The organism is Allobaculum sp. JKK-2023 (assembly GCF_034745455.1).
Taxonomy (GTDB): Bacteria; Bacillota_I; Bacilli_A; order Erysipelotrichales; family Erysipelotrichaceae; genus Allobaculum.
Genome location: NZ_JAYERV010000003.1, coordinates 1,137,154 through 1,161,710, shown reverse-complemented (window position 1 = coordinate 1,161,710; position 24,557 = coordinate 1,137,154). Strand labels below are relative to the sequence as shown.

Annotated in this window: 25 protein-coding genes and 1 pseudogene; 23 read left to right on the top strand and 3 right to left on the bottom strand. The window is 45.8% G+C overall.

The window, feature by feature from the left end:
• Positions 1-18: 18 nt before the first annotated feature.
• The 22 genes and pseudogenes from rplR (at position 19) to rpsI (ending at position 17,675) form a co-directional block, all read left to right on the top strand.
• Positions 19-375, top strand: a complete 357-nt coding sequence (rplR, locus tag U4956_RS04665) for a 50S ribosomal protein L18 (protein WP_323089356.1) — start codon at positions 19-21, stop codon at positions 373-375.
• 9 nt (positions 376-384) lie between these two features.
• On the top strand, positions 385-894 hold the full coding sequence (gene rpsE / locus U4956_RS04660) for a 30S ribosomal protein S5 (RefSeq protein WP_323089355.1): 510 nt from the start codon (positions 385-387) through the stop codon (positions 892-894).
• Positions 895-909: 15 nt separating this feature from the next.
• Positions 910-1,347 (top strand): 50S ribosomal protein L15, encoded by a 438-nt coding sequence (gene rplO, locus U4956_RS04655; protein WP_323089354.1) that lies wholly within the window; start codon positions 910-912, stop codon positions 1,345-1,347.
• A 1-nt stretch (position 1,348) separates the two neighbouring features.
• Positions 1,349-2,641 carry a preprotein translocase subunit SecY gene (gene secY, locus U4956_RS04650; RefSeq protein ID WP_323089353.1) on the top strand — a complete coding sequence of 431 codons (1,293 nt, stop codon included), beginning with the start codon at positions 1,349-1,351 and terminating at the stop codon, positions 2,639-2,641.
• Between the two features lie 1,245 nt (positions 2,642-3,886).
• Positions 3,887-4,534 carry an adenylate kinase gene (locus tag U4956_RS04645; RefSeq protein WP_323089351.1) on the top strand — a complete coding sequence of 216 codons (648 nt, stop codon included), beginning with the start codon at positions 3,887-3,889 and terminating at the stop codon, positions 4,532-4,534.
• Positions 4,535-4,803: 269 nt separating this feature from the next.
• On the top strand, positions 4,804-4,917 hold the full coding sequence (gene rpmJ / locus U4956_RS04640; RefSeq protein ID WP_075819078.1) for a 50S ribosomal protein L36: 114 nt from the start codon (positions 4,804-4,806) through the stop codon (positions 4,915-4,917).
• A 27-nt stretch (positions 4,918-4,944) separates the two neighbouring features.
• Entirely contained in the window at positions 4,945-5,310 is a 366-nt protein-coding gene (rpsM, locus tag U4956_RS04635) for a 30S ribosomal protein S13 (protein ID WP_323089348.1), read from the top strand.
• Positions 5,311-5,332: 22 nt separating this feature from the next.
• Positions 5,333-5,725, top strand: coding sequence for a 30S ribosomal protein S11 (rpsK, locus tag U4956_RS04630; RefSeq protein WP_323089347.1), 393 nt, complete (start codon positions 5,333-5,335; stop codon positions 5,723-5,725).
• Between the two features lie 87 nt (positions 5,726-5,812).
• Positions 5,813-6,775: pseudogene (locus tag U4956_RS04625) on the top strand (DNA-directed RNA polymerase subunit alpha); the annotation flags it as partial.
• Between the two features lie 9 nt (positions 6,776-6,784).
• Positions 6,785-7,147, top strand: a complete 363-nt coding sequence (gene rplQ, locus U4956_RS04620) for a 50S ribosomal protein L17 (protein ID WP_323089346.1) — start codon at positions 6,785-6,787, stop codon at positions 7,145-7,147.
• 695 nt (positions 7,148-7,842) lie between these two features.
• Positions 7,843-8,601 carry a hypothetical protein gene (locus tag U4956_RS04615; RefSeq protein ID WP_323089345.1) on the top strand — a complete coding sequence of 253 codons (759 nt, stop codon included), beginning with the start codon at positions 7,843-7,845 and terminating at the stop codon, positions 8,599-8,601.
• 393 nt (positions 8,602-8,994) lie between these two features.
• Entirely contained in the window at positions 8,995-10,281 is a 1,287-nt protein-coding gene (iscB, locus tag U4956_RS04610) for an RNA-guided endonuclease IscB (protein ID WP_323089344.1), read from the top strand.
• A gap of 198 nt (positions 10,282-10,479) precedes the next feature.
• Complete coding sequence (locus tag U4956_RS04605) at positions 10,480-11,073, top strand: O-methyltransferase (protein WP_323089343.1); 594 nt, start codon at positions 10,480-10,482, stop codon at positions 11,071-11,073.
• Positions 11,066-11,467: a hypothetical protein gene (locus U4956_RS04600; RefSeq protein WP_323089342.1), complete on the top strand. Its 402-nt coding sequence runs from the start codon at positions 11,066-11,068 to the stop codon at positions 11,465-11,467. Before U4956_RS04605 ends, U4956_RS04600 begins: the two co-directional genes overlap by 8 nt.
• 20 nt (positions 11,468-11,487) lie before the next feature.
• Positions 11,488-11,952: a hypothetical protein gene (locus U4956_RS04595; protein ID WP_323089340.1), complete on the top strand. Its 465-nt coding sequence runs from the start codon at positions 11,488-11,490 to the stop codon at positions 11,950-11,952.
• A 177-nt stretch (positions 11,953-12,129) separates the two neighbouring features.
• Positions 12,130-12,663 (top strand): nitroreductase family protein, encoded by a 534-nt coding sequence (locus U4956_RS04590; protein WP_323089338.1) that lies wholly within the window; start codon positions 12,130-12,132, stop codon positions 12,661-12,663.
• 281 nt (positions 12,664-12,944) lie between these two features.
• A complete protein-coding gene (locus tag U4956_RS04585; RefSeq protein ID WP_323089336.1) occupies positions 12,945-13,763 on the top strand; it encodes an energy-coupling factor transporter ATPase in 819 nt (272 codons plus the stop codon).
• Complete coding sequence (locus U4956_RS04580; protein WP_323089334.1) at positions 13,748-14,608, top strand: energy-coupling factor transporter ATPase; 861 nt, start codon at positions 13,748-13,750, stop codon at positions 14,606-14,608. The genes U4956_RS04585 and U4956_RS04580 overlap by 16 nt, the downstream gene beginning before the upstream one ends.
• Positions 14,601-15,398, top strand: coding sequence for an energy-coupling factor transporter transmembrane component T family protein (locus U4956_RS04575; protein WP_323091449.1), 798 nt, complete (start codon positions 14,601-14,603; stop codon positions 15,396-15,398). The genes U4956_RS04580 and U4956_RS04575 overlap by 8 nt, the downstream gene beginning before the upstream one ends.
• An 11-nt stretch (positions 15,399-15,409) precedes the next feature.
• Positions 15,410-16,231 carry a tRNA pseudouridine(38-40) synthase TruA gene (gene truA, locus U4956_RS04570; RefSeq protein WP_323089332.1) on the top strand — a complete coding sequence of 274 codons (822 nt, stop codon included), beginning with the start codon at positions 15,410-15,412 and terminating at the stop codon, positions 16,229-16,231.
• Between the two features lie 587 nt (positions 16,232-16,818).
• Complete coding sequence (rplM, locus tag U4956_RS04565) at positions 16,819-17,256, top strand: 50S ribosomal protein L13 (protein WP_323089330.1); 438 nt, start codon at positions 16,819-16,821, stop codon at positions 17,254-17,256.
• An 11-nt stretch (positions 17,257-17,267) separates the two neighbouring features.
• Entirely contained in the window at positions 17,268-17,675 is a 408-nt protein-coding gene (gene rpsI, locus U4956_RS04560; RefSeq protein WP_323089328.1) for a 30S ribosomal protein S9, read from the top strand.
• 88 nt (positions 17,676-17,763) lie between these two features.
• Here the strand turns inward: rpsI and U4956_RS04555 are convergent, their stop codons facing one another.
• From U4956_RS04555 to U4956_RS04545, 3 genes are all read right to left on the bottom strand, one after another.
• Positions 17,764-18,432 (bottom strand): response regulator transcription factor, encoded by a 669-nt coding sequence (locus U4956_RS04555; protein WP_323089326.1) that lies wholly within the window; start codon positions 18,430-18,432, stop codon positions 17,764-17,766.
• Between the two features lie 551 nt (positions 18,433-18,983).
• Complete coding sequence (locus U4956_RS04550; RefSeq protein WP_323089325.1) at positions 18,984-20,807, bottom strand: ABC transporter ATP-binding protein; 1,824 nt, start codon at positions 20,805-20,807, stop codon at positions 18,984-18,986.
• On the bottom strand, positions 20,797-22,530 hold the full coding sequence (locus U4956_RS04545) for an ABC transporter ATP-binding protein (RefSeq protein WP_323089324.1): 1,734 nt from the start codon (positions 22,528-22,530) through the stop codon (positions 20,797-20,799). The genes U4956_RS04550 and U4956_RS04545 overlap by 11 nt, the downstream gene beginning before the upstream one ends.
• A 999-nt stretch (positions 22,531-23,529) precedes the next feature.
• On the opposite strand from U4956_RS04545, the gene U4956_RS04540 reads away from it, so the two are divergent.
• Complete coding sequence (locus U4956_RS04540; RefSeq protein WP_323089323.1) at positions 23,530-24,504, top strand: DMT family transporter; 975 nt, start codon at positions 23,530-23,532, stop codon at positions 24,502-24,504.
• Positions 24,505-24,557 lie beyond the last annotated feature (53 nt).

Here is a 24,557-nt window from a genome sequence, read left to right as displayed (position 1 = left end):
TGGGAAAGGAGCAAGACTATGATTAAAAAACAGTCAAGAAATCAGGCAAGACAGAAACGCCATTTACGTCTGCGCCAGAAAGTAAGCGGAACTCCTGAATGCCCACGTCTGAATGTATTCAGAAGCAACGCCAACATCTCTGCTCAGATCATCGATGATGTGAACGGAAAAACTCTCGCTTCCGCTTCCTCCGTCAACATGGACATCAAAAACGGTGGCAATGTTGAAGCTGCGAAACTGGTAGGCGCTGAGCTCGCAAAACGCGCGCTCGAAAAAGATATCAAGAAAGTTGTGTTTGATCGCGGTGGTTATCTTTACACTGGCCGTGTTCAGGCATTAGCTGATGCCGCTCGTGAAGGCGGCCTGGAATTCTAGGAGGTCGCCATGGCAAACGATAGAAGACAGAGAAGAGAACCGAAAGAGTTCGACGAACAGGTAGTCTCCATCAACCGTATCTCCAAAACAGTAAAAGGTGGTCGTAAGATGCGTTTTGCTGCTCTGGTTGTTGTCGGAGACCGCAAAGGCCGCGTCGGTGTAGGAACCGGAAAAGCTAAAGAAGTACCTGAAGCTATCCGTAAAGCCTCCGAGGCAGCTAAAAAGAACATGTTCACTGTACCAATCGTAGGTACTACTATTCCACATGATGTAGTAGGTACATTCGGTGCTGGTAAAGTGTTCATGAGACCAGCTTCTGAAGGTACTGGTGTAATCGCCGGCGGTACCACACGTGCAGTTCTTGAACTGGCAGGTATCACTGACGTACTGACCAAAAACCTGGGAAGCCGTAGAAAAATCAATACCGTGCGTGCTACAGTTGAAGGTCTGAAATCCCTCAGAACTCTCGACCAGGTAGCTGAACTTCGTGGCAAAAAGCCAGAAGAAATCCGCGGGTAAGAAGGAGGAAACGAAATGAAACTGCATGAACTTTCCACAAATCAGTCCCGCAAATCCAGAAAAAGAGTAGGTCGTGGACCTGGTTCCGGTCTTGGAAAAACTGCTGGCCGTGGACAGAAAGGTCAGAAGGCCCGTTCCGGAGGCGGAGTTCGTCTTGGTTTCGAGGGTGGTCAGACTACTCTTGCAAGACGTCTGCCAAAGCGTGGATTCACCAACTTCAACCGTAAAGAATACGCTGTGATCAACGTTAAAGATCTGAACCGTTTCGAAGATGGTACACATGTAACTCCAGAACTTCTGAAATCCGAAGGCATCCTGAAAAAACAGCTTGCTGGTGTTAAGATTCTGGGCGAAGGTACTCTCGAGAAAAAACTGCACGTAACTGCAGCTAAATTCTCCAAATCAGCTGAAGAAGCTATCGTCAAAGCAGGCGGAACCGTAGAGGTCCGTTAAGATGCATGCAATTAAGGCAATGTGGACGAACAAGGATATTCGCAAGAGAATCCTGTTCACTCTCTTTGCCTTTCTTGTTTATCGTCTGGGTTGCGCAATTACCGTCCCGGGCGTAAACACAGAAGGTCTGGTAGGCAGTCTGGAAAATAACAGCTTATTTGCGATGATGAGCCTGCTTGGAGGCGGTGGCCTGGAACAGTTCTCCGTATTTGCGATCGGGGTCACTCCATATATCACTGCATCCATCATCATTCAGCTTTTGAGCATGGATGTTATTCCATCTCTGACCGAACTGTCAAAATCCGGGGCCAACGGCCGTAAAAAACTCGACCAGTATACCCGTTATCTGGCTGTAGTTTTCGGATTTGTACAGTCCTTCTCCATCAGTTACAGCTTCAGCCATATGTACAGTGGATTATTCATCGGGGGCTTAAACACTGCCCGTCTGCTGTATACCTCTATGATCTTTACGGCTGGATCGATGTTCCTTGTCTGGATTGGTGACCAGATTTCCGCAAAGGGAATTGGTAATGGTGTATCCATGGTCATCATGGCAGGAATCGTAGGCCGTATGCCCCAGCAGTTTAGTGCCGCGTGGACCAGTCTTGTTGGTGCAGACCATCCAAATGGTGGATGGGTATTTGCAGCTTACATTCTGATCTACCTGCTGATCATCGTTTTCGTCACGCTGATCAACACCGCAGAACTTCGTATTCCGATCCAGTACACATCCAGTTCGATGTCGCTGGCTAAGAACTCGAAAATGAACTATCTGCCCTTAAAGATCAACTCTGCATCCGTTATTCCAGTCATTTTTGCTTCCTCATTGATGATGGCTCCTATTCAGGTCGCCAGCTTCTTTGCGAGCAACCAGAGCTGGTATCAGACGATGCAGCAGTGGCTGGGTCTGAAAACCTGGTATTCCGTTGCGATTTATGTCATCCTGATTATTCTGTTTACATTCTTCTATGCGAAGATGCAGATTAACCCGGAACAGGCAGCCGAAAATCTCGGTAAATCCGGCGCGTATATTCCAAGTGTAAGACCAGGGAAACAGACTGAAACCTACATCAATAAAGCATTATCCAGAATTACTGTTCTGGGGGCAGGTGCCCTGGCACTGATCGCGGTTCTGCCGCATCTGATGCCTTTGCTCTGGCCGGAAATGCCAACAAGCATGGCGCTTGGCGGTACCGGAATGATCATCGTTGTTGGTGTAGCGATTGAAACTGTTCGTCAGGTGCAGGGTCTGATTACCCAGAAGGCGTACAAGAAGTATTACGACTTTGACTAATTGATCGACTTCACATCCATATCGGTAAATACCGGTATGGATTTTTTTATGTTCTTTTTTGGGCTTGTAAAAATGGCGCCATCTGATGGAAAATGACAACAGGTGGAACCTGTCTGTTTTCTTTCCCCCTGACAGGTTCAATTTCTTTTTGTTTTTGAATCATGCTTTCAAGGGCAGAAGCGGTCTGGGTATAGCCGCCTGCGCAATCATTTCTTCCTAATATTTATATCGGATATTTAGATCGGTATTCATTTCGGCATGAATTTCGGTGTGAATGATGAATTGTGAATACGGATCAGCTGGGCTGTTCTATCAACGCCAGAACCGTCCGGCGAGAGTCTCACGGATGCAGTCAGCTCTATTGTTCCCGAAAAACTCTGGTGGTCTGGATCCTGGTCAAAATGCAGGCGTGTTAAGCCCTTTGGAAAGCTGGACAGACTTTTATGTATTCTTTACGAAAATGGGGCCTATAACGGCTGGAACGTCGCGGAATGCCCGGATTGGATACTTTATGAACGGATCTGGACGGATTCACGACGATTCAGTCCAATTGTCCTTTTTATCCTGGCACCAACAGATTTCTATGCTCTATACGGCTGAATGGTCTGAATTCAATGCCCGAATCCCTCCTGACAAGAAGGGATTCTAAAGGGATTCTACAAGTACTCAAAACGAAAGGTCAGATCGGTTCCAGCTGCAAATTGACAAGATCACTGGATTTTTACGAACAGGGAAGAGAAAACCTGTCAGACCTTTGAACGGAACCCAGAAATCGGCTTTTTAAGGATGGGCCGGCCAGTTTCATAGGTCCAGCCATGCTTATGTATAGATCAGGTTGATGTATATACTTAATCCTTATCTATATATAAGAGAAGCAGTGAAGAAGAGAAAAAGTGACGAAACGAAGAAACTGGATAACCCGATCGATAAGTCAGTCTGAGAAGAGACTGCCTGCCTTAAAACTGGATCTGAAGAACTGAAAAATCAAAAGTAATATCAATCGGATTGTGAAAGCGGTATGGACGATTCAAAAGAAAAAGAGTTGATCTGGAGTGTGGGGAAGCGTTGAATAAACAGGTCCGCGCTAAAATTCATGCGAACCATAACTGCTCAATCTTCTGTGAACGCCTTAGGTTCGAAAGCTCTCGGGTCTGTCACAAAGAACATGGCTTGTATGAAGCAAAGAGATTCTGGCCAGAATCCAATTATAACTGGTTCTGGCAAAGACTGAAAAATGGAGGAAATATGAATCTTTTAATTATGGGTGCCCCAGGTTCAGGAAAAGGCACATTCAGCAGCCGTCTGAAAGACAACTACAGTCTGGCTCACATTTCGACTGGTGATATTTTCCGCAAAAATATCTCTGAGAATACTGCACTTGGCCAGGAAGCAAAATCCTACATGGATAAAGGTTTGCTGGTCCCTGATGATCTGGTTAACCGTCTGGTGTTGGATACGCTGGAAAACTTGCCTGAAGGCGTAAATGGATATCTGTTAGATGGTTATCCAAGAACACTCGAACAGGCAAAAGCATTTGACGAAGCGACCAAAGGAACCGCAAACGAAGTGGATCAGATCCTGTTCATGGATGTGCCCCATGATGTTTTGAAGAAACGAATTCTTGGTCGTCGTACTTGCCCGAAATGTGGAGAAATCTACAATATTTATTTCAAGCCGACAGCTGTTGAAAATGTGTGCGACAACTGCGGATCTGCGTTAAGCGCAAGAGCTGACGACAATGAAGAAAGCCTGAAGACCAGACTTGGTGAATATACCCGGATGACACAGCCTGTTATTGATTACTATGGTGAACAGGATAAAGTAGCAGCCATCAATGCGGACAATGATTTTGAGACAATCTGGGCTCAGATCACGGAAGCTTTGGGTAAATAAAAGTTCGAAAAAGAATGCTTGCATGCAAAACAAATTGCGTCTATACTATCTAGGCGCAATTTGCTTGTATTCAAGGTTCCGAATTTGCTTTAATAGCAAATGGGAAACTTTTCCCTCGCCGTCTGGCCCGCGGTCAGTGCCCAACAGGGAATTCTGCCACATGGTGGTAGATCGTGCCAAGCAGACTGTCACGTTTCTGCTAAAATACGTTCAGTCCTGAGGGGATTTTAGCAGGTTGAATACGTGAAAATCGAAAGGGGTAAACACACATGAAAGTAAGACCATCCGTGAAACCCATCTGTGATAAATGCCGTGTTATCCGTCGTAAAGGCAGAGTCATGGTAATTTGTGAAAACCCAAAACATAAACAGAGACAGGGTTAATTAAAGGATTAACAACAGGAGGAACAAATGGCCCGTATCGCAGGAGTTGACATTCCAAATAACAAACGGACTGTCATTGCCTTAACCTATATTTATGGAATCGGCAATTCAACTGCCGAAAAGATTCTGAAAGACACAGGCGTTAACGGTGACATTCGTGTTAAAGACTTAACCGAAGAACAGTTAAACGCTCTGCGTAAAGCAGTTGACCAGATCAAAGTTGAAGGTGACCTTCGTCGTGAAGTTCAGCTCAACATCAAACGTCTGATGGAAATCGGATGCTACAGAGGTATCCGTCATCGTAAAGGTCTCCCTGTTCGTGGACAGAGAACCAAAACAAACGCAAGAACCCGTAAGGGAAAAGCTAAAACAGTAGCGAATAAGAAGAAGTAGAAAGGACAGGTGAAATACTAATATGGCAAAGAAACAGCAGCAGGTCAGAAAACGTCGCGTTAAAAAGAATGTTGCCAGAGGTATGGCTCACATCCATTCTACTTTTAACAACACGATCGTAACAATTACTGACGAAGGCGGAAACGCCATTTCCTGGAGCTCCGCTGGTGCTCTTGGATTCAAAGGAAGTCGTAAAAGCACTCCTTACGCTGCCCAGATGGCAGCAGAAGCAGCTGGTAAAGCTGCAATGGATCATGGAATGAAATCCGTGGCAGTTGAGGTGAAAGGTCCAGGTCCTGGACGTGAAGCCGCTGTCCGTGCTCTGCAGGTAGCAGGTCTGGATATCACTATGATCAATGACGTAACACCAATCCCACATAACGGATGCCGTCCGCCTAAGCGGCCACGCGGCTAATTTCCTGATTACTTGTTAAACTGTAAAGGAAATAACAATTAACAGGAGACCAGTTCTTCAGTTTTTTGGGACAATAAGGAGGTACGGCAGATGACACAATACGAAATCACCACCCTGGAAGAAAACCAGACTTCCGGAAAATTTGAGATGGCGCCCCTTCCCGATCAGTTCGGAATCACCCTGGGCAATGCACTGAGACGAGTACTGCTCTCAGCCATTCCAGGCGGTGCTGTTTTCAGCATTCGTATTGATGATGTATATCACGAGTTTACAGGAATTGAAGGCGTTGCCGAAGATGTGGCAACCATCATCCTCAACCTGAAACAGCTCATTTTAAAAATCAATATCAGTGACAACAATATTTACACATTGCGCATTCATGAAACAGGACCTTGCGTTGTTACTGCGAAGGATATCAAGTGTCCGGAGGGAGTTGAAGTGCTCAATCCGGATCTGCCGATCTGTACGCTTTCCGCCGGCAAAGATTTCACCATGGAAATGCAGGCCAAACTTGGCCGCGGCTATGTCGGCTCGGAAATCAATAAACACAGACAGTCTGGCGACAGCGCACCTCTGGGTGTGATTTATACAGACTCTCTGTTTTCCCCAGTAAAACGCGTAGCTTACCATTCCGTTCAGAAATTCAACGAGGACGGAAAACCATACGATGTACTGACCATGGAAATTGACACAGATGGAACCCTGAAACCATCTGAAACACTTTCGATCGCATCGAAAATTCTTCGAGATCACCTGTCAATCATCACTGAAGCAGACTTCATCATGAGGAATGCTCAGGAAGCTGAAGAGGAAACCACGAAAGAACGTGATGCTTCTCTGAAATCTAAAATGATTGAAGATCTCGAACTTTCCGTACGTTCTTACAACTGTCTGAAACGTGCCGGTATTTCCACGGTCGACGAACTGTGCCAGAAGACTGAATATGAAATGCAGCATGTTCGCAACCTTGGTAAGAAATCGCTGCAGGAAATTAAAGACAAAATCTACTCTCTGGGTCTGCACTTCAGATCCGGTGGAGAAAACGCATAGGAGTCGAAGATGAAAAACCGTAAACTTGGCCGCACTTCCGATCATCGAAAAGCCCTGCTTCGTAACATGGCTACTTCCCTGATCGAAAACGGCAGCATGGAAACCACTGAAATGAAAGCGAAAGAGCTCAGTTCAGTGATGGATCGTCTTGTCACTCTCGCAAAACGTGGCGATCTGCACGCACGCCGTCAGGCTGCTGCATTCGTTCGCAACGTTGAAGTTGACGAAGATGGAACCACTGCTTTACAGAAGCTCTTCAACGAAATTGGTCCAGCTTATAAAGATCGCAACGGTGGATACACTCGTGTAGTTAAAACACGTATCCGTCGTGGAGACGCTGCTCCAATGGCAATCGTTGAATTCGTGAAGTAATTCAATCAATACATGAAGCAATCAGGCAGGAAGGAAAATCCCTTCCTGCTTTTTTTAATGCACTTTTGAATGCTGACCGGATATCCAGCCAGCGTTTTTTCGCTCGGCTGCTCTTGGCAGTCCTTTTGCCTGAGATTTCTGGAGCCAGCTTCTTCTGGTCGTGATGGGCCAGGTGTTGTCTGCTTTGGCGGCAGTGAGACAGGATCAGATCTGACTCCTTTCCTTTTTCTTATTCCAGCTCTTTTCCTCTCTTCCAATTCTCAAATTTCTTTGTCATAAGCCTTTCTAAACGCTTTTTACCATTGATGAATAATGGAACAAATCGGTGAAAAGATGCCCAAATCAGCCGGATATGAGGCCGATAAGGACGTCTGGTCATGAATGGTCAATGGATCGTCAAGAGTGGATGATGCTTCGCAAAGACCTGTTTGAAGAATATCGCAAATCCGTTGAGTCTGGCGATAGTCGAGAAAATTTGCGGTTCAAAAATTTTTAAAAAATTCACCTGTTTTTGCGACACAGATTTGAAAACCGCGTATATGGAAGTGAATGGTAAAGATAACCATCTATCACTTCCATTGGTTACTCGCTATTCATGAGTATTGGTCTGCAGGACATTGACGACGTTCAAGAAAGGTCTCTTGTCTTTCTGAAAAGCATGTCCATCGATGATTCTTGCACCGAAGGAGAAAAATATGAAAATCGAAGCAAACACTACAACTCAGGACCAGGAAATGCTGGATCCAAAAACAACGCCGCAGGCGCGCGTCGACGCGGCCTCAATCCGGCTTCTGTCTGATCCGGCAGTCCTGCCAAAACTCATCAAAAAGTATGTGGCTCCCTTCTGCGACTGTACAGAAAGTGAGATCATCAACAACTGCCTCATTGGCAAGCCATACCTGACCTATCATGGCGAACTCGGCGAAGAGCTTGGTTACTATGGCGTCGAATGCATTCTCAAGGCGCCAGACTCAGATGAACTGGTGGATGTCAGAATCTTTATTGATTCACACGCCGTCTATACCTTCGACTATTCCTTTAGCAGAGGAATGCAGGGATCTGACAAAATCGACCTGGCGACTGGTGAACCTGTTTACATCGGAGATCTGGACCATGCGCAGTATTCACTCTGGATCTGTATTGATCCTATGGAAGTTGAAGAGAATACTGTCGCCCGCGCGATGGCGCTCCATTACTGTCCATCGGATGATCAGGAGAGCGTGGAACGAATCGGAAATCTGAATCGTATGATTCTGATCAATCTTGGCAGCCCGGAACATGGGCATTACGCAGGCGCCCTCAAGATGCTGGATTTGATGTTGCGAGATCCGATGAATCTGGAAGAGAAGTGTGCCTTGTTGAAAGAGGAATACCATCTTGAATTGACTGACGATCAGAAAAAGGATCTGGAATTCATTCGCGCATTTCGTGAAGACTATGCTCGTAAGCATTGATCGGCACGATATGAGATGTTGAATTTGGGCTCAGAAGAAATGTGTCCTGCAAGACAATCATCAGGACTCACCTGGTCAGAAAGGAAGGAAAAACACTCACAGACCCCATGGCAAGCCATGGGGGTTGAAATACACCCCTGTTGCTTGACAGGACAGCTTCGGCTGTTGTCTGTAAGTAGCCTTGGTGAATATTTTCTTCGGACGATACGAACTACGTTGTTTATGTCATCACACCTTTAGGATATCGTTCTAGTCTTAAGCTCTGTGGTTCTGCTTTAAAAGCCTGTTCGGGGTAACAGGCGGTGAGTTTGAGCGTAAAAAGCATTTACAACATTGGCGAAGGACACCTTACAGCCTTCGGGCTGGTTTATTTACAGAAAGGAGGCATCTGTAATGCCGGAAGCTTTGACCTATGTTCTGGACATTGATGGCAATCCATTGATGCCGACCAGACGATGCGGAAAGGTCCGCAGACTCTTAAAAGCAAAGAAAGCCAAAGTCGTAAAGAGAACTCCTTTTACCATCCAGCTTTTATATGAACCTGATACGCACGTGGTTCAACCGATCACATTAGGCGTAGACGCAGGATCCAAACATATTGGATTGTCTGCCTGTACTGACGAAAAAGAACTCTATGCAGAAGATGCGCAGTTGAGAACCGATGTGTCTAAAAAACTGACCGCAAGAAGAGCGGCGAGAAGAACAAGAAGAAACCGCAAGACAAGATATCGAAAGCCAAGATATAACCACCGGGTGCATTCAAAACACAAAGGATGGCTGGCGCCTTCTGTGGAACAAAAGATTACATGCCATTTAAATGTCATCCGGAAAGTGACAAAGATCCTGCCGGTTTCAAAGATCGTGATAGAGTCAGCCTCTTTTGATACCCAGAAACTGAAAGCACAGCTTGCAGGAGCAAAACTTCCTGAAGGCAAAGATTACCAGAATGGTGAAATGAAGGACTGGTTCAATGTCAAAGACTATGTACTGTACCGGGATCGATATACCTGCCAGTGCTGCAAAGGAGAATCCAAAGACAACAAACTGCAGGTCCATCATATTCACCAAAGAAAAGATGGCGGCGACAACCGTCCGGAAAATCTGATTACACTCTGTAAACACTGTCATCAGGAATACCATAAAGGGAAGATCAAACTTCCAGATAAGATTCTTAAGCCGGCTTCATTTGCGGATGCGGCTTTTATGGGGACCATGCGAAAGACTCTGCTGGAAAGAACACAGGCAGAATTTGCTCCCATTCCTGTAGAAGAAACATTCGGATATCTGACCAAAGCAGAACGTCTTAAGCATGAGCTTCCCAAAGAGCACTACGTTGATGCAAGATGCATCGCAGGCCATCCAGAAGCAAGACCTGCTCAAATCGTCTTTTTTAGCAGGAAAGTGAGATGTCATAACCGACAGATCCATAAATTAAATCCTTCTAAAGGCGGCATCAGAAAACTGAACCAGTCAGCAAAGGTCATTATGGGATTCCAGCTGTTCGATAAGATCAGATACCAGAAAACGGAATGCTTTATCTTTGGAAAAAGAGCGTCAGGATACTTTGATATCCGAATGCTTGATGGGACTACGGTATCCGCTTCTGCTTCATGGAAGAAATTAAAAAGGCTTGAGTCATCGAATGGATGGCTTATTGATAAGCAAAAAGCAGCGTTCTAAATATCGAACAGAAAGTGCCGGTGGCAATTCCTCCCCACAGCAAGCTATGGGGTTTCCTTGCCGTATTAGATGAAATACAGGAAAGAATACCCCCTATCACTGCTTGTGAAGAGGTAAGAATCTGGTTCTTTCATGCACTCTGCCCAGACTTCAGGGGTCTGAAAACCGTGTGAACTCGTTTTGTGATACCATCATTTTATGAATACGTTTGACGAGCTGACACGCTATGGAATTGTACATCTCGTTCCCATTTTGCAGGCAGATTCGATGGAATACATGGAGTCACTGCTCAAAAGTCTCAAACCAAAATGGTTTCTGGAAATCGGAACGGCAATCGGCCGGACAGCCATCACTGCAGCGATGACTGTTGAAGACCTGCATGTCGTGACGATTGAAAAAGACCCGGAAATGGCAGCCCTTGCCCGTGAAAACATTCGTAAAGCCGGACTGGAGGATCGGGTTCTGCTCATTGAAGGGGATGCTTTAGAGACAGAGATTCCCAAAGAATCCTATGATCTGATCTTTATCGATGCGGCAAAAGGCCAGTACCAACGGTTTTTTGAACGCTACACTCCGTATCTGAGTGAGGATGGGGTGGTGGTTTCAGACAACATGTTCTTTCATGGTCTGGTCCAGCATCCAGAGCGGACAAATAACCGCCATACAAAAGGTCTGATCAAAAGACTGCAGCGCTATCGTACGTTTCTGGAATCTCTGGATGACTTTGAAACCGAGATCCTGGAGATGGGAGATGGGATTGCATTGACAAGGAGGAAGAAGCAGCATGTTTAAATTTCTGTTAAAAGGCGCTCTGGTGATTGGAGCGGCCGGCCTGATTCTTGAAGGGTTAAAAAAACTGACTGAAGACAAGAAAACGGATGAAGAAGATCTGGTTCTTGATGATCTGTATGAAGAAGAACCTGAAGCTTACCAGCCTCCTGTACAGGAAACGGCTCCAGAAGAAGAATCGCTGCCAGCGATTGCCCCAGAAGGAGAAGTCAATCCAGTTACAGAAGCGCCTGCAAAGCCTGAAGAAGTAGAGAGTGTACCAGCGATTGCCCCGGTTGAACAGGACCTGCCTGCACAGTCTGAAGAAAAACCAGCTGCTCCAGAAGAAGAGAAGCCGGCCGAAGCCGCTGAAATACCTGAAACGGAAGAGAAACCGGCCGAAGAGTCTGAAGCCTGAATCAGTCTGGAGGAATAAGGATGAAAGCACTGGAGAAAGTATTAAAAGTCCTGGCTGCCTTTGCGGCCATTGCAGCTGCCTGCTATGCCATTTATCGTCTGATTGAAAAACACAACGCGAAAATGGATGAGCTGGATGCTTACTTAATGGATAACGAAGCCGACGAAGACACCGAAGATGAAGTTCCAACTGCGTACCCGGCTGGGGATGAAGAATACCTGGATCAGGATCTTGGTGAATGGAATGAACTGGATGATGATGCCGCTGTTACACTGTCTTTCTTAGTGGATCCATCGAAAGCAGAAGAATTCCAGAAAGCTCTGGCAGATGCTGGCTATTCAAGCACGTACGAAAACGATACCAAAGTGCTGGATGCCATGATCCGTGGCCCAAAAGACCGCAAAGAAATTGAAGAATTTGACGAGCTGCTCAAATCGCTGCTGGTCAGCACCAATTCGACTTATCTGGGATTTGCTTTTGAATAAGCAATCCCTTTTTTTCTTGGTTGAGCTTGCTGGCGGATAGAAGAAGATGATGATGCAGTGATTTAGGTCTCTTCGGCAGAGAATTGGATGCACAATTTTATAATGAAAGTAGTGAAGTCAGTTCAGGATAATAGATCCTGATTCATGAGGCAAAGATCAGAAGATCGGAGATCTTCTATGGCTTCATGGATGGAAAGGAAGAAAATGATGACTGAAACCAATCCAATTTTTAAACGCACCTCTGTCCGTCAGTGGACCAATGAACCGGTCAGTGATGAACAGATCCTCAATATTCTCAAAGCTGGCATGCAGGCGCCTTCCGCAATGAACTCGCAGCCCTGGCAGTTTATCGTAATCACCAACCCAGAGCTTAAAAAACAACTGTCTGAGATTTCGCCCTATTCGCACTTCGCGGCCAATGCCCCTGTATTGCTTGCCGTGATCTGCCGCAAGGAAAATACATGCCCGCCCTACAATGCCATTGATATGGGAATCTGCATTGAAAACATGCTTCTGGAAGTAACAGCCCAGAATCTTGGCGCAGTCTGCCTTGGAGTGGCGCCGCTTAAAGACAGAATGGAGAGTATGGCAAACCTTCTAAAGTTGGATGAGAGCGTTGAACCTTACGCCCTGATTCCAGTTGGCCATCCAGCCCGTGAAAGCAAAGTGGTCGAACGTTTTGATGAAAGCCGCATCACCTGGATTCGTTAGGACAGAAACCAAAAGGCAAGTCAGAAACCGAAAGAACGGATTCAGAAGCCCAAAAGAGATGTGCAGAATAACAATCAGTCTGCACGATTGATCGACTTGGGCCTAATCAAGAACCTAAGCTAGAATAAGCGCTCAGGTTCTTTTTTCGTGAGTGCTCAAAACAGACAGAAAATTGCTGAAAGCCCTTTGAAAAAAGGAAAATCATGGAGCAATGCAGGCTATATGATGGATGGCGGCAATCATTTTGTATAATACATAAGATATTTGGAAAGGCGGAGAATATGGAAGCCATTGCATTAGATCGCCTCTCGTTTTCGTATGATGGCGAGACACCGGTTTTAAAGGATATTTCCTTATCGATCCCTCAAGGCAGCTATACAGCGATCGTCGGTCATAACGGTTCGGGGAAATCCACCCTGGCCAAACTGATCATCGGTCTGCTGGAAGCAGGTTCTGGAACCATTCAGGTTCTTGGCACACCTTTGACGGATGAAACTCTCTCTGAAGTCCGGGATCATGTTGGAATTGTATTCCAGAACCCGGATAACCAGTTTATCGGTTCTACAGTAGCCGATGACATCGCATTCGGTCTGGAAAACCATTGCGTCCCGACTGAACAGATGCAAAGTATTATCGAAGAAAGTGCCGCTAAAGTTGGAATGAGTGCCTATCTGGATGCGGAACCGACCAACCTTTCCGGCGGCCAGAAACAGCGTGTGGCGATTGCTGGCATCCTGGCCATGGCGCCGGACATCATCATTTTTGATGAGTCCACCAGCATGCTGGATCCGCAGGGAAAAGCCAGTGTCAATGCCCAGATCCGCTGCCTCAATGAAGAAAAGAACATCACCATTCTTTCGATCACCCATGATATGGAAGAAGCGGCGCAGGCCGAACAGGTGATCGTTCTTGATAAGGGAAGCATTGCAGCGGTTGGCAAGCCCGAAGAAGTGTTCCTGAATGACCAGCTGATGAATCGCCTGCGGCTCGAGCTGCCCTTTGCCTTAAAGGCAGCCAGAGCATTCAATCAAGCCGGCCTCAATCTGCCGCCAGTGCTTACAACAGAAGATCTTGTGGAGGAGTTATGTCCATCAAAATAAACGACTTAGAATACACCTATTCGCCAGGCACTCCGTTTGAACACAAGGCCCTCAAAGGCATCAACCTGGAAATTCCCGAAGGAAAAGTCACCGCGATTATCGGCCAGACTGGATCTGGAAAATCAACGCTTGTCCAGCATCTCAATGCGCTGTTAAAGCCAACATACGGAAGTATTGAGATCGAAGGTTTTCATATCACTCCCGATACAAAGCTTAAAGATGCCAAGATGCTGCGCAAGAAAGTCGGCCTGGTGTTCCAGTTTCCGGAGTACCAGCTCTTTGAAGAAACAATTGCCAAAGACATTGCTTTTGGCCCAAAAAACTTTGGCGTCTCGGAAGAAGAGACCGAAAAGCGAATCAGAGAAGTCCTGCCGCTGGTCGGCCTGGATGAAAGTTATTTGGAACGTTCGCCATTTGAACTTTCTGGCGGCCAGAAACGCCGGGTAGCTATTGCGGGCATCCTGGTGCAGGACCCGGATATTCTGGTTCTTGATGAGCCGGCTGCTGGCCTGGACCCACAATCTGCCAAAGAGATGATGAGTCTGTTCATGCGCCTGAATAAAGAAGCCGGCAAGACGATCTTGCTGGTCAGCCATGATATGGAACATGTTTTGGAGTATTGCGATGAAGTGATCGTCATGGCCGATGGTCAGGTTAAATCCCAGATGCCTGTCCACGAGTTTTTCAAGCATCCAGAAATTCTTCGTGAGATCAATATCAATCCGCCTGGAATTGTCAAACTCAAAGAAATGCTTCGCAACAAAGGCTTCCAGATCAATCCAGATACCTATTCGCTAGACGAACTGGCCAGAGAAGTAGAAAGACAGGTGAATGGGCATGAATAATATTGCTTTAGGCCGCTATCTGCCCATGAACTCGGTCGTCAACCGGATGGACCCGCGCGCCAAGATTCTCATTTTGTTTATCCTGATGATTGCGGTCTTTATTCCAGCTGGCTTCTGGGGCTATCTGCCCATTGTGGCCTTTATCATCCTGGCTTTATACCTGTCCAAGCTTTCGCTTTCCTTTGCGATGCGCGCCTTGAAGCCGATGCTTCTGATGATGGTTTTCCTGCTGGTCATCAATGTGCTGGTGATGCATACGGGAACTCTGTTATTTGCGTGGGGGTGGTTTAAAGTTTATTCCGACGCCCTGGTTCAGACTGCCTATATCATCATCCGTCTGACGCTGATGATCATTCTGTGTACGATTCTGACGGCAACAACCAAACCGCTGGATCTGACATTAGGAATTGAAAAGCTGCTCAAGCCATTTGAAAAAATCGGATTGCCAGCGCATGTCATTGCGATGATGATCTCGATTGCCTTACGATTTATTCCAACCCTGATTGATGAGACCAATCGAATTATGAACGCCCAGGCTTCGCGTGGCGTTGATATGCAGAATGGTACGCTCAAAGAAAAGATCAGTGCTATTCTTTCCCTGATCGTTCCGCTGTTCGTTTCTGCTTTTGACAGAGCTGATCAGCTGGCCAACGCAATGGAAGCGAGAGGCTATGATCCATCCCGCCCGCGTACACGGTATAAAACGCTGAAGATGACCAACGTGGACTATATCGGTCTGGCCCTTGCGTTTTTAGTTCTTGGCATCGATATTGCGATTGCCTGGTTATAGGAGAAAATACAATGCGGTATAAAGTGACTGTTGCTTACGATGGCCATCGTTATGCCGGATTTCAGAAACAGATCAATTCAAAAGGCATTCAGTCCGTGATTGAAGAAGCCCTTGAAAAAGTGATCCATCAACCTGCTGCCATCACGGCTGCCGGCCGTACAGATGCCGGTGTGCACGCGCTGGGGCAGGTTTTTCATTTTGATGGACCGGACAACATTTCTGAATACGGCTACTACATGGCTTTAAATACTCTGCTTCCTAAAGACATCCGGATCCAGAAAGTTGAGCAGGTTCCCGATCGGTTCCATGCCCGCTTTTCAGCCTGCTCGAAGCATTATGAATACGTGATCACCACCGAAAGAGACAACCCCTTTACAGAGCCTTATAAAACCTATGTCTACCGCCCAATGGACCTGGAGAAGATGCGCCAGGGCACCAAAATTCTCGAAGGAACCCATGACTTTACTTCGTTCTGTAATGCGCAGATTGATCCGCGCAAACCTCGCGTGAAGACCATCACCAGCATTGAAGTCAAAGAAGAAGGCAAAGATGTCCGCCTTGTCTTTAAGGGTAATGGCTTTTTGCGCTATCAGGTGCGGATGATGAGCGCAGCCTTAATTGCGGTGGGCACAGGCCAGATTGATCTGGCTGAGCTGAAACGCATCTTAAAGGCCAAAGACAAAAACGCCTGCCGGTTCAATGCTCCCGCTAAAGGCCTGTATCTGATTGAAGTCGGCTATCCTGAAGAACTCCCGAAACTTACTCTGGATCTGGCCAAGGCCATGGGCGTGGATAAGGAGAACGATGAGGCCGATCATCAAGAACATCAATAACATCAAGAGGCGGCTCATGAACAGATAGCTTATGTTCAGGCTGACCACAAAGAAGCAGAACCCCATTCAATCTGACAATCGATGAAAATAAGGCAATTGGATGAAAAACATCTGAAAACCATCTGGAACCTGCCTGGCGAAATTGTCAAAATAGGGAAAAATTACGGTTAAAAGCCATCGAATTGCGGCTGCTTTTTCAAACGCTTCAGGCAAGATGAACCCCTGATAATTTTTTTGAAAAAAGAAGCAGAATTGTTTTGATTTCTGCGAAAAATTTATTACAATCGAAAAGATCTCTAATCAGGATGACACGCCTGAAAGCGTGTAACATCTGATCGGATTGAAAAAGGGATCTATTCCAGGCGGCCCACCCTGGAAACTGATGAATACAAAAGAAAAGATTACCGATGGATAAAGCCGCAAAACCAAATCTTCTTTCAAATCGCAAATGTGATGGTCGACAAAAAAAGAAGGCGCGCAAACAGCATCCTGGATTGACATCCGGCGCTTGTTTGGCTAAGATATTCCGTGGCTGTATCCAAGCCTTTGAGCCCCGGTAACGCTCATTGAAACGGAGGAAGCGAATCATGCGTCAGACAACAATGGCAAAACCTGCTGAAGTAGAACGCACTTGGTATGTAATTGATGGCGAAGGCCAGACTCTTGGTCGTCTTGCTACAACTGCAGCACACGTTCTGCGCGGTAAACATAAACCTTCATATACTCCAAACGTGGATTGTGGAGATTATGTAATTATTATCAATGCTGATAAGGTCGAAATGACTGGTAACAAACTTAACACTGAAAAGTATTACAACCATTCCGGATACTATGGTGGATTACGTGTTCGTACTGCCAAAGAAATGAAGGAAAAATACCCTGTTGAATGGGTTCGCAGAGCTGTTCAGGGAATGCTCCCTCACACTCGTCTTGGTGATGTTCAGCGTAAACACGTTCTTGTTTATGCAGGTCCAGAACATCCACACATGGCTCAGAAGCCTGTAGAACTCAAGGTAAAAGGATAGGAGAATAGGAAATGGCAAAAAAAGAAAACTTTGTTCAGTATCTCGGTACCGGACGTCGTAAAGAAGCCGTTGCCCGTGTCTTCCTTCGTCCAAATGGAACAGGGAAAATCGTAGTCAACGGTAAAGAACTGAAAGAATACATGCCATCTGAAGTCCTTCAGATGGAAGTACGCAGCCCTCTTGAACTTACGAATACTCTCGATCAGTTCGACGTACTCGTAAACGTACAGGGCGGCGGCTACACAGGCCAGGCTGGTGCCATCCGTCATGGTATCACTCGTGCCCTCATGAACGCTTCTGAAGATTACCGTCCAGTGTTAAAAGCAGCCGGTTATGTAACTCGTGACCCACGTGCTAAAGAACGTAAGAAATACGGTCTTAAAAAAGCACGCCGCGCACCACAGTTCAGCAAACGTTAATTTTTCATTGTCTGATCTCCCTGCGATGTTTATCGCAGGGATTTTTTATGCCCAAAAGAAAAAACCGCCTGGGCGGTTTTGGGAGGAATCAGACCATGTAGCCGATTCCTTTGCGGGTGATAACATAATCGAACAAATCAATGCCTTCGAGTTTGCGGCGCAGCCGGTTGACGTTGACCGATAAGGTATTTTCGTCAATGTAGCAATCCGTTTTCCACAAGGCATCCATCAGCTGTTCACGGCGGACAATCCGATCTTTGTTTTCCATCAGAATCTTCAGTATCTTTGCCTCGTTTTTTGACAGATCAATTGTTTTCCCGTTATAGCTGACTTCGTTGCTTCCAGTATCCAGACGAACTCCCTTATGCTCAAGAAAATCGGTGCGGGAGGTATAATCAAACGTTCTTCTCAGCAGAGCACGAATCTTTGAAACAAGAACCGAAATATCAAATGGCTTCGTGATGTAGTCATCTGCCCCCTGATTGAGGGCGGTGATGACGTTCATATTTTCATCCGCACTGGAAATGAAAATGATGGGGACTGAGGAGAACTTCCGGATTTCGCCGGTCCAGAAAAAGCCGTTGCGTTCTGGCAGATTCAGATCCATGAGCACCAGGTCTGGTTTTACGGATTCAAATTGTTCGAGGATATCATCAAATGTTTCTGCCCTTCTCGCATCAAAGCCCCAGCTTTCCAGTACGGAAGCCAGAGCTCCAGAAACAGAAGGATCATCTTCAACGATCATGATTTTGTACATGCACCTATTTTAGCAGTGCACAAAGAGGGCATTGTGAATAATTTATGAACTTCATAGTAAGAATCCCGTAAGAAAAACCTTTGATTCTTAAACCATGTTCATCTATTCAATAAACATGACAGATGCGCAAGATAAGTGAAAGAATAATGTAAGATTAATCAAAAATGATGGTCATCTGCAACAAACCGGCAGCTGCTGTAGCGAATCGAACAAAGACTGTAAAAAGATAGGTCGGACCGATCAAAAGCCAGATAAACAGCAGGATTGAATCGAGTTTGGGCCAGTAGAAAATTAAAAGCCGCATCGGTAAAGAAGGGAAAAGTCGGATGACCAGTCTGGTAAGAGACAGAGCCAGTACGGATTTAAAATCAGCAAAGAGTTAAAACCAACCAGCAGGGCCGGAAAATATACCAGAAAAAGAAAATAAGAAGCACCAGAAAATAAGAACGGGAAGATTTCACCAGATCGAATCTGGGCAATCTTCCCGTTATTTTTGATCACTCTTTGGCAATCGTTCTGTTTTTAATTGAAGTCTTATCCATTCCTTCAAATTACCCAGCAAGATTAAGACCTGAGTCCTGGAACTGGGAGTTGTAGAGTCTGGCGTAGGTACCGCCTCTGGCAAGCAATTCTTCATGCGTTCCGCTTTCGACCAGGTCCCCATGATCCATGACCAGAATCAGATTTGCATTGAGAATCGTGGACAGACGGTGGGCAATGACAAAACAGGTTCGGTTTTTCATAACTTCATTCATGGCTGCCTGCAGTCTTTTTTCCAGACGCGTATCGACGGAGCTTGTCGCTTCATCAAGAATCAGAATCTTTGGATCCTTCAACAAGGCACGGGCAATCGTTAACAGCTGCTTTTCTCCCTGAGAAAGGTTCTGGGCATCTTCATTCAGCTCGGTCTGTAAGCCATCAGGCAGAGCCGCCAGCGTTTCAGTCAGTCGGGCTGTTTCAATGGCTTTATGGATTTGCTCATCACTCAGATTATCTTTGGCATACTTCAGGTTTTCTTCAATCGTGCCTTCAAATAACCAGGGATCCTGGAGCACCAGACCAATCAGATCACGCAGATCTTCAAAAGAGAGATCATTGATATTCTGGCCATTGATCGCAATCTGGCCGCCATCCAATGGATAGTAGCGTTCCAGCAGATTGGTCAGCGTTGTTTTTCCGGCGCCGGTATGGCCAACGATCGCAACCGTCTGATTGCGATCAACGTGGAAGGATACATCTTCCATCAAAGGCTGATCCGTATAGGAAAAGCGGATATGCCTGAAGTCGATCTCTTTGATTTCATCAATCGGTTTTTGGGTGAGAGTCTGTTCTTCTTCATCAAGGTCCAGAAATGAGAACAGACGGTTCATTCCGGAAAAAGCCGACTGAACGGCTGAAGACAGGGATGAGAGCTGCGATAAAGGATCATTGACATTCCAGATGTAGCGGATGAAGGCTTGCAGGGAACCCAGCATCAGATGACCGGAAATCACCTGGAAAATCCCGTACAGACAACAAAGTCCAATCTCGATATAGATCACAATCGTTGTCCATGGGCCAATCTGGCCGGACAGAGTCTGCGCTTTGAAGCTGGTTTTATACATCCGCTCATTGGCTTCATCAAAGGCTTTTTTGGCAAAGTCCTGCTGGTTGTAAATCATGATCTCGCTCAGGCCGCCATACATTTCGTTAACGGTACTGTTCAGGGTGGCCAGCGCTTCCTGTTGTTCATCGAAGATGGGCTGGGTCTTGCGGACAATGAAAACTGAGATGGTGATAATCAGCGGAATACCGAGCACAACCATTCCAAACATCACCCGGTTGATCGTAAACATCATGATCAGAATCAGCGTGGTGGAAAGGAATGCTCCAATAATACGGGAAAGCGTCTGCTGAAGCGCATTGGAGACGGTTTCGACATCGTTGGTAATCCGCGAAAGCAGATCGCCGGTCTTGTGCGCATCAAAGTAAGCGACTGGCAGGCAGTTGATCTTATGCTCGATCGCATTGCGCAGATCGTACATCGTTTTCTGAATCGAATCGGTCATCCAGATTGTACTGAGAAACTGGCCAGTGATCTTGATAAGATAAATGCTCAACAGAATGAGAATCAGATGGACAATGACATCCATCTGAACGTGGATTGGACCACCATTGGCAGAGGTGACATCCATCTGCAGCTGCGAGGTGATTCTCCCTTCCGCAACCGGCATCGCAATGTAGGTCAGGTTGGTGATGACCACCATGATAAGACCCGCCCAGAGTTTTTTCTGGTTTGGACGGATAAAAGTATAGAGATGCTGGAGGCACTGGCGGAAGGTAAGGTTTTTCGGCATATCACTGTGGATGGCCGGTGTAGTTTTCTTACTCGGCATAGCGATCTGCCTCCTGTTCACTCATCTGCGAGAGCACAATCTGGCGATACAGTTCGCAATCCCGGTACAGTTCTTTGTGCGTGCCAGCTGCAGCCAGATGTCCTTGATCGAGGACCAGAATCTGATCGCAGTCCAGAATGGAAGGGATCCGCTGGGCAACGATCAAAAACAAGGCATCTTTCTGAATCGGTTCAAGCGCCTTGCGCAGTTTGGCATCGGTAGCCAGGTCAAGTGCCGAAAAGGAATCATCCAGAATATACAATCCGGCATTGGTTACGATGGCCCGGGCAATGGAAAGACGCTGCTTCTGTCCGCCGGACAAGTTGCTTCCTTCTTCACTGACCAGGTCTTCAAGACCGTTTTCGCGCTCGGCAATGAATGCCTGGGCCTGAGCGATCTGAATGGCATGATCGATTTCTTCATCCATCGCCTGGCGGTTTCCAAAGGTGATGTTGTCTTTGATCGTTCCCGAAAACAGATGGGCTTTCTGGGAAACCATTGCAGTTTTGCATCGTAAAGATTCGAGCGTATAGGTGCGGATATCCTGGCCGTTGATTTCAATCGAACCCGCACTGGGATCGTAGAAACGGCTGATCAGTTTGGTCACCGTTGATTTTCCTGACCCTGTCGACCCGATCAGCGCAACTTTCTGACCCGCTTTCGCTTTGAAGCTGATATCGGTCAGGGAGTGATTCTTGCTGTTGGGATAAGCAAATGAAACGTTTTTGAATTCCAGTGTATCCACATGATCGAGCACGCTATGGCCACAGGATTTGATCGAAGGTTCTGTATCCAGAACCTCCTCAATTCGTCTGGCCGACACTGCCGCCCGCGGATACATCATGCAGATCATGCAGACGACCAGAACACTCATCATGCAATGGAAAAGGTATTCGACAAACATCAAAAGTTCGCCAATCTGCAAAGAGCCTGCCCCAATCATGTGCGAAGCCACATAGTAGATGGTAATCGAAGTCAGGTTCATCAAAAAGAAAAAGAGCGGTTCAGACATGGCCATGAGCTTGAACAGTTTCGAGGTCACCGTCTGATATTCTTTGTTTTCTCTGGCAAAGCGTTCTTCTTCTGTTTTCTGGCGATTGAACGAACGGATGACCCGGATGCCGTTGAGGTTTTCACGCAGGATCTGATTGATGCGGTCAATCGACTTTTGCTGGCGAGCAGACAGCGGACCGGCTGCTTTGAAAAAGCCATAGGCACCAATCAGAATGACTGGGATCGTTCCAAGCACAAACCAGGAAAGAGTGGGGGATGTGGTGATGACCAGAATGGAACAGACCACCAGCATGATCGGGGCAAGCAGCGCGCTGCGAAAGATTTGATGACAGAACATCAGAATCTGATAGGCGTCCGATCCGGTTCGCGTGATCAGCGAAGAAACAGTAAAGTGATCGATTTCTTCGACTGAAAACGTCATTACATGGGCAAACAGATCTTTACGGATTTCATAAACGATCAAAGTAGACAGCTTGCTGGAGGTATAGGCAAGCAGACTCATGCCAATGGTCGTGGTGATGGCTGCAATCAGAATCAGAAAAAAGCACTGATAATAAAATGACTCTGGCCCCTGATCGAGGTAGTTGTCGGTCATCCGGCCAAACAATGTCGGGATGCCAAGTTCGGTTAAAGCGAAGCTTCCGGCACAGATCAGATTCAACAAAAACAGAAGCTTGTGTTGTTTCAAATAGTGAAAGATCAGTTTCATAAAAAAGAAATATTCCTCCTTTCTTTGATGAAGATCTTTCTTTCTGGACCAGTATTTTGTAGAGTAACATAAAATGCCCAAAAATAAACCGATAAATCAACACAAAACAGAAAAAATACGTCAAGATTCCTCCAAAGTCAGAAAAATAGAAAGAGAGTAAAAATGATTATTAAATTACCAATAGAAAAAATTACAAATATCGATGATTATGAAATGAAACGTGTTTAATTTATCCAATCTGATGGAAATCCCAAACTATCCAAAATATATCTAATCCGTGACTTTCTAAAAGCGAAACTTGTTCTTCTACAGACTTAAACGGCTTTTTCATAAATTCTTCTAACATAAAAAGGTCTCCAAATGGAGATCTTTTTACACGTACAAGTTCCGTAGAATCCTTGTCGTTCTCAGTGAATCCATAATAGACTCAATTGAATTTTTTTGGTCAACAATAAAACCAATTTATCTTTCTTTTGAAAGTTTGGCGAGGGTTTTCACATGTCCACTTTATTTTACGTCGGTTTGCACTATAAGTGGTGATATAGACATATTGATAAAATGCGACCGACAAAAGCATTATAGGCAAATTTATGTCTACTGTATATGAACAATTTCGCTTGGTATTAACAGTTTAGAGTGTATTTTGGCTATGTATTAAGAACAATTTTTGATAACCTTAACCATGAAAAGGATACAGAGGCCCATGAAACGATCGCTAACGTGAGCAGACATGGTCAATGCATCTCCTGCCTCAAGTATGTGGCTGAACAGGTGTTTTTGGTGGAATCTGTCGTAACCTATTAGATAGGATGCAGCCGACATAACTAGAGTATGCTGTTTATGGCAAAGATGAATTGGCCAATTATAAACGTTCAATTGTGATTTAGGAAATAAATGTTCAGAATTGTTTGTTTGTAAAAGATAAATTGAGGCGCTTTAGTTCTGAAAAACTAGGGAAGAAATTCGAATCGGTTTCGTATTCTGCAAAAGGAGGATTTTATGAAGTCAAATACTTCAAAAGCTGTATTGTTTGCATTTTTAGCCGCTGTGTTTTATGCGCTCAATGTTCCGTTTTCTAAACTGCTTCTCGCTCATGTTGCCCCTGTGTATATGGCCTCCTTCCTGTACTTTGGAGCTGGTGTAGGGATTGCTGTTCTGTACCTGTTTCACTGGAAAGAAGAGACAGAGTTGGACAGACTGTCCAGAAAAGATCTTCCCTATACGATTGGCATGGTTGTTCTGGATATCATCGCTCCGATTCTTCTGATGATGGGTGTTGAAATTGGCTCTTCAGCCAATGCAACCCTGCTGGGAAATTTTGAAATTGTCGCAACAGCCCTGATTGCATTCCTGGTTTTTCGAGAGAAAGTTTCGAGAAAACTGTTTGTTGCTATTCTGTTCATTACTGCTTCCAGCATTGTTCTGTCTTTTGAAGGATCAGATAGTTTCCATTTTTCGCTGGGTTCCTTACTCGTGCTGCTGGCGACTTGCTGTTGGGGGCTTGAAAACAACTGTACCCGTAAAATTTCGGATAAAAGTTCCTATGAAATCGTTACGATCAAGGGATTATGCTGTAGTCTCGGTTCGTTTATGATTGCCCAGGTCATTCGTGAGCCGTTTCCAGAGTGGCAATCTATTTTCCTGACCATGCTGCTGGGTTTTGTGGCGTATGGTTTGAGCATCTTTTTGTATGTTCGGGCTCAACGCGATCTTGGTGCAGCCCGCACCAGCGCCTATTATGCGGCCGCCCCGTTTATCGGAACGTTCCTGGCATTTTTTATAAATGGAGAATCCCTGTCGGTTTCTTATTTCTTGGGTCTGCTGTTTATGGTGACTGGAACGGTTCTTGTCGTCAGCGATACTCTTATGACTTCTCACCAGCATGAACATGAACATATTCTCTATGATTCCAATGGCAAAAAACTCAAAACGATCCGCCATACGCATCGGATCTTACGCAAATGTAGTTTTTAACACTAGTGATCAGTAGAAGCCTCTCATTCTGACTGTTTCTCATTCATGATCAT

What these genes read in the sequence shown, in the direction of transcription:
- secY (WP_323089353.1), top strand. Translation starts at nt 1,349, where the DNA reads ATGCATGCAATTAAGGCAATGTGGACGAACAAGGATATTCGCAAGAGA.
- U4956_RS04585 (WP_323089336.1), top strand. Translation starts at nt 12,945, where the DNA reads ATGGAAGCCATTGCATTAGATCGCCTCTCGTTTTCGTATGATGGCGAG.
- rplQ (WP_323089346.1), top strand. Translation starts at nt 6,785, where the DNA reads ATGAAAAACCGTAAACTTGGCCGCACTTCCGATCATCGAAAAGCCCTG.
- U4956_RS04605 (WP_323089343.1), top strand. Translation starts at nt 10,480, where the DNA reads ATGAATACGTTTGACGAGCTGACACGCTATGGAATTGTACATCTCGTT.
- U4956_RS04545 (WP_323089324.1), bottom strand. Translation starts at nt 22,530, where the DNA reads ATGAAACTGATCTTTCACTATTTGAAACAACACAAGCTTCTGTTTTTG.
- U4956_RS04595 (WP_323089340.1), top strand. Translation starts at nt 11,488, where the DNA reads ATGAAAGCACTGGAGAAAGTATTAAAAGTCCTGGCTGCCTTTGCGGCC.
- rplM (WP_323089330.1), top strand. Translation starts at nt 16,819, where the DNA reads ATGCGTCAGACAACAATGGCAAAACCTGCTGAAGTAGAACGCACTTGG.
- U4956_RS04645 (WP_323089351.1), top strand. Translation starts at nt 3,887, where the DNA reads ATGAATCTTTTAATTATGGGTGCCCCAGGTTCAGGAAAAGGCACATTC.
- U4956_RS04540 (WP_323089323.1), top strand. Translation starts at nt 23,530, where the DNA reads ATGAAGTCAAATACTTCAAAAGCTGTATTGTTTGCATTTTTAGCCGCT.
- truA (WP_323089332.1), top strand. Translation starts at nt 15,410, where the DNA reads ATGCGGTATAAAGTGACTGTTGCTTACGATGGCCATCGTTATGCCGGA.
- U4956_RS04555 (WP_323089326.1), bottom strand. Translation starts at nt 18,432, where the DNA reads ATGTACAAAATCATGATCGTTGAAGATGATCCTTCTGTTTCTGGAGCT.
- U4956_RS04615 (WP_323089345.1), top strand. Translation starts at nt 7,843, where the DNA reads ATGAAAATCGAAGCAAACACTACAACTCAGGACCAGGAAATGCTGGAT.
- U4956_RS04590 (WP_323089338.1), top strand. Translation starts at nt 12,130, where the DNA reads ATGGCTTCATGGATGGAAAGGAAGAAAATGATGACTGAAACCAATCCA.
- rplO (WP_323089354.1), top strand. Translation starts at nt 910, where the DNA reads ATGAAACTGCATGAACTTTCCACAAATCAGTCCCGCAAATCCAGAAAA.
- rpsK (WP_323089347.1), top strand. Translation starts at nt 5,333, where the DNA reads ATGGCAAAGAAACAGCAGCAGGTCAGAAAACGTCGCGTTAAAAAGAAT.
- U4956_RS04550 (WP_323089325.1), bottom strand. Translation starts at nt 20,807, where the DNA reads ATGCCGAGTAAGAAAACTACACCGGCCATCCACAGTGATATGCCGAAA.
- iscB (WP_323089344.1), top strand. Translation starts at nt 8,995, where the DNA reads ATGCCGGAAGCTTTGACCTATGTTCTGGACATTGATGGCAATCCATTG.
- rpsM (WP_323089348.1), top strand. Translation starts at nt 4,945, where the DNA reads ATGGCCCGTATCGCAGGAGTTGACATTCCAAATAACAAACGGACTGTC.
- U4956_RS04575 (WP_323091449.1), top strand. Translation starts at nt 14,601, where the DNA reads ATGAATAATATTGCTTTAGGCCGCTATCTGCCCATGAACTCGGTCGTC.
- rpsE (WP_323089355.1), top strand. Translation starts at nt 385, where the DNA reads ATGGCAAACGATAGAAGACAGAGAAGAGAACCGAAAGAGTTCGACGAA.
- rplR (WP_323089356.1), top strand. Translation starts at nt 19, where the DNA reads ATGATTAAAAAACAGTCAAGAAATCAGGCAAGACAGAAACGCCATTTA.
- U4956_RS04580 (WP_323089334.1), top strand. Translation starts at nt 13,748, where the DNA reads ATGTCCATCAAAATAAACGACTTAGAATACACCTATTCGCCAGGCACT.
- rpsI (WP_323089328.1), top strand. Translation starts at nt 17,268, where the DNA reads ATGGCAAAAAAAGAAAACTTTGTTCAGTATCTCGGTACCGGACGTCGT.
- rpmJ (WP_075819078.1), top strand. Translation starts at nt 4,804, where the DNA reads ATGAAAGTAAGACCATCCGTGAAACCCATCTGTGATAAATGCCGTGTT.
- U4956_RS04600 (WP_323089342.1), top strand. Translation starts at nt 11,066, where the DNA reads ATGTTTAAATTTCTGTTAAAAGGCGCTCTGGTGATTGGAGCGGCCGGC.